Raw genomic sequence first — 3526 nt, forward strand, 5'->3', positions numbered from 1 at the left:
GTGGCTGTCCTTTGGCCGGGACGCCCCAGCTTAGCCAGTCACTCGCTCCGCCGCTTCAGCCCCCGCAAATGGCCAAACTCGAGCTTAGAGCCTGTTTGAGAATGGGGTGGCATGGGTTGTCTGGGCGTGATTCACACTGGGGATGTGGACCCGAGAGAGCCGTGGCCGGATGGCCGAGCTTGCCCGTAGGACGAAGCGCTACCCGTCTGACCTGACGGATGAGGAGTGGGCGGTGGTGGAACCGCTGCTGCCTCGACTTGCGCGGCGCGGCAGGCCGCCTGGGGTGGAACTGCGCGAGGTTCTGAACGCGATCCGCTACCTGGCGCGGGCGGGCTGCGGGTGGCGCATGCTGCCGCACGACTTCGGGCCTTGGCAGACGATCTACTGGTGGTTCCGGCGCTTCGTGCGGCGGCTGCTGTTCCACACGATCCACGATGTCGCGCTCATGCTGGATCGGGAGCAGGCGGGACGTGAGGCAAGCCCGTCAGCGGGCGTGCTCGACAGCCAGACGGTCAAGGCGCCGAACGCGCCAAGCGGGGGCGGTTACGACGCGGCTAAGCGGACAAAGGGGCGTAAGCGGCACGTCGCGGTGGACACGGACGGGCGGCTGCTGAGGGTGAACCTGATGNGGAGCGTATGACCGGGGCAAGCTGGCGAGCCTTGCCGCCTGGCGCGACTTCACCATCGAGATCGTGCGCAAGCTGGCGGACCAGAAGGGCTTCCAGGTCCTCCCCCGCCGCTGGGTGGTGGAACGCACCTTCGGCTGGATGACCCGCTGGCGACGCCTCGTCCGCGACTACGAACGCCGCCTCGACGTCTCCGAGGCCATGATCCGCCTCAGTCTCGGCGCCCTCCTCGTCAGGCGTCTCGCACACCCCTGACCATTCTCAAACAGGCTCTAAGAGCGTTTTCCCATCAGTCTGGGTCATACCCGGCTGCGGCGAAGTAGTTGGTGCACTCGGCTGGGGTGAAGCTTGGGATAAAGCGGCCGATGGTGTCCCAAAGTCCTTCGACGGTGCGCTCAGCGGCTTTGCGGAGCAGCGCCTTGAGCTTGGAGAAGGCGTTCTCGATGGGATTGAAATCGGGGCTGTAGGGCGGGAGGTAGAGCAGGCTCGTGCCTGCGGCCTCGATGGAAGCCCTGACGCCCGCGCCCTTGTGGCTGCCGAGGTTGTCCATGATGACGACGTCGCAGGGCCGCAGCTCGGGCACGAGGACCTGGTCGACATAGGCCTGGAAGGCGCGGCCGTTGATCGGGCCGTCGAGGACCATGGGGGCGACCATGCCGGTGTTGCGCAAGCCGGCAACGAAGGTGGTGGTCTTCCAGTGCCCGTGCGGGATGCCGGCCCGCAGGCGCTCGCCCCGGGGTGCCCGGCCGCGGGTACGGGCCATGTTCGTCGAGGCCCAGGTCTCGTCGATAAAGACCAGCTTGGCGGGATCGAGGTCGATCTGGTCGTCGAACCACGCCCAGCGCCGCCTCAGGATGTCCGGCCGGTCCTGCTCCGCGGCATGGGCCGTCTTTTTTTCCACGTCATCCGGCGCCGGTCGAAGAAGCGCCACAGCGTGCCGATCCCGGCCGACACGCCCGCCTTGGCCAGTTCGGCCTGGATCTCCTTCAGCGTGATGTCGGAAGTCCGCTCGACCAAGCCCAGGATCAGCGGGGCATGCCCCTCGATCCGTGCCGTCCGGCGGTCTCCGCCCAGTGGCCCTGGTGCGACCGAGCCCGCCTCCCGCGCCAGCGTTGCCCAGCGGATCGCGCTCGACGCGCTCACCCCGAAGCGGGTCGCCGCCGCCCGGCAGGACGCACCGGCCGCGATCGCTGACACCACCCGCTCCCGCAAATCCACCGACAACGCCTTCGACATGCCCGGCCTCCCTCGCCAGGGATACTGAATCACCTCCCCACGTCCCCGTGGATCACAAGCGATTCAGTCAGACCGGAAACCGCTCTAGCGCTCGTCCGTTGGTCAGCGAACCGCCGCGCGTCGCGTCCGGTGAACGGGAGCGGCAGATGCGGAAGCGCAATATTCTGATCGGGCTGAGTGTCCTCACGACAGCGCTGACGGGCGCCGCCTACGCCCAGAGTGGACGCAGCGCCGCACTGACCCAGGTGGCGCGGTTCGACCACCAGGTCACCGGCGTCGCCGTCACTGCCGACGGGCGCCGCTTCGTCAACTTCCCACGCTGGACCGACGACGCGCCCATATCGGTTGCCGAGGTGATGGCCGACGGCGCGCTCCGGCCCTACCCCGACGTCAAGTGGAACAGCTGGCGCAACGCCAGGGCGAACGAGATGCCGGTCGGCGAGTATTTCGTCTGCGTCCAGTCGATCGTGCCGGACGGCCACGGCAACTTGTGGGTGCTCGATCCCGGCGCGCCCGGCAACGAGAAGATCCTGGAGGGCGCGCCGAAGCTCGTCCGCATCGACCTGAAGACGAATAAGGTGACCAAGGTCATCGCGGTGCCCGGCGACGTTGCGCTGCAGGGCACCTACCTCAACGATATCCGGTTCTCGCCCGATGGCCGGACCGGCTACATCACCGACAGCGGCACGCGCGGCGCAATCATCGTCGTCGACTTGGAGGACGGAAAGAGCTTCCGAGCGCTTGATGGACATCCGTCGACTCAAATCGACAAGAGCGTCACCGTCGCCATCGAGGGCAAGCCGCTTGTCCGCCCCGATGGGCGGCAGCCTACGTTCGCGTCCGACGGCATTGCGATCTCGAATGACGGGAAGACGCTCTACTGGCAGGCGCTGACCGGGAAGACGCTCTATTCGATCGCCACCGACAAGCTGCGCCCCGACGTCAGCGAGCGAGAGCGCAGTGGCGCGGTGCAGACCGTTGCCACCACCGCTGTCGCGGATGGGCTGTGGATGAGCAAGGCTGGGACGCTCTACATTACCTCGCCGACCGATTATTCGATCAGGCGGCTCGCCGGGTCCGGGACGGAGATCGTCTTGACGGATAAGCGGCTACGCTGGCCCGATACGTTCGCCGAAGGTCCCGACGGGACGATCTACGTCACCGCGAGCCACATCCAGGACACGCAGTGGTTCACGCCGGGTGCCCCGCCGTCGATCCGCACCGAGCTGTTCTCGTTCGCTCCTACCCGTTGAGGATCGCCATGACCTACCTGCGCTACCGCGACGACATCGAGACGCTCGAACCAGACGAGCAGGCGACGATCGATGGCATCATCCAGGGGATGACCCAGCAGAGCGAGGTGGTCGAGAAGCGTGAGCAGCATGCCGTGCGCGCCAGCCATGCCAAGAGTTCGGCCTGCGTTGTCGGCACGCTGACGATCGCCGACGACCTTCCGCCGGAGCTGGCGCAGGGGTTGTTCGCCGAGCCGGGCACCTACGAAGTCGCGATCCGCTTTGCGCAGGGGCCGGGCGAGACGCTGGGCGATCGCGTGTCGACACACTGGCCTGCCCCCGTAGAAGTGGTCCGCCGGTGATGTAGCCTGGCGACTGCGGGGGGAGGTTCGGGGATGGCGAGGAAGAAGGCCCACACGCCCGAGGAGATTG

Annotated in this window: 3 protein-coding genes and 1 pseudogene; 3 read left to right on the forward strand and 1 reads right to left on the reverse strand. The window is 67.1% G+C overall.

All coding sequences use genetic code 11. The features are described from left to right. Positions 1-142 precede the first annotated feature (142 nt). Positions 143-881, forward strand: a pseudogene (locus tag DOO78_RS26640) (IS5 family transposase). Between the two features lie 34 nt (positions 882-915). Here DOO78_RS26640 and DOO78_RS26645 read toward each other — a convergent pair. Then, positions 916-1862, reverse strand: a protein-coding gene (locus DOO78_RS26645) for an IS630 family transposase (RefSeq protein ID WP_111472909.1) whose coding sequence is annotated in 2 segments (ribosomal slippage) — positions 916-1523 and positions 1523-1862 — 948 coding nt in all. Because the reading frame shifts where the segments join, the coding sequence is not laid out codon by codon here. 146 nt (positions 1863-2008) lie between these two features. Here DOO78_RS26645 and DOO78_RS26650 point away from each other — a divergent pair. Together DOO78_RS26650 and DOO78_RS26655 are read left to right on the forward strand one after the other, a co-directional pair. Continuing rightward, on the forward strand, positions 2009-3115 hold the full coding sequence (locus DOO78_RS26650; RefSeq protein ID WP_111472910.1) for an L-dopachrome tautomerase-related protein: 1107 nt from the start codon (positions 2009-2011) through the stop codon (positions 3113-3115). 8 nt (positions 3116-3123) lie between these two features. Beyond that, the gene (locus DOO78_RS26655; protein WP_207803088.1) at positions 3124-3456 is read left to right on the forward strand and encodes a hypothetical protein; all 333 of its coding nucleotides are present in this window, start codon (positions 3124-3126) and stop codon (positions 3454-3456) included. Positions 3457-3526 lie beyond the last annotated feature (70 nt).

Origin of the sequence: Roseicella frigidaeris, assembly GCF_003258945.1 — a bacterium.
Lineage (GTDB): Bacteria > Pseudomonadota > Alphaproteobacteria > Acetobacterales > Acetobacteraceae > Paracraurococcus > Paracraurococcus frigidaeris.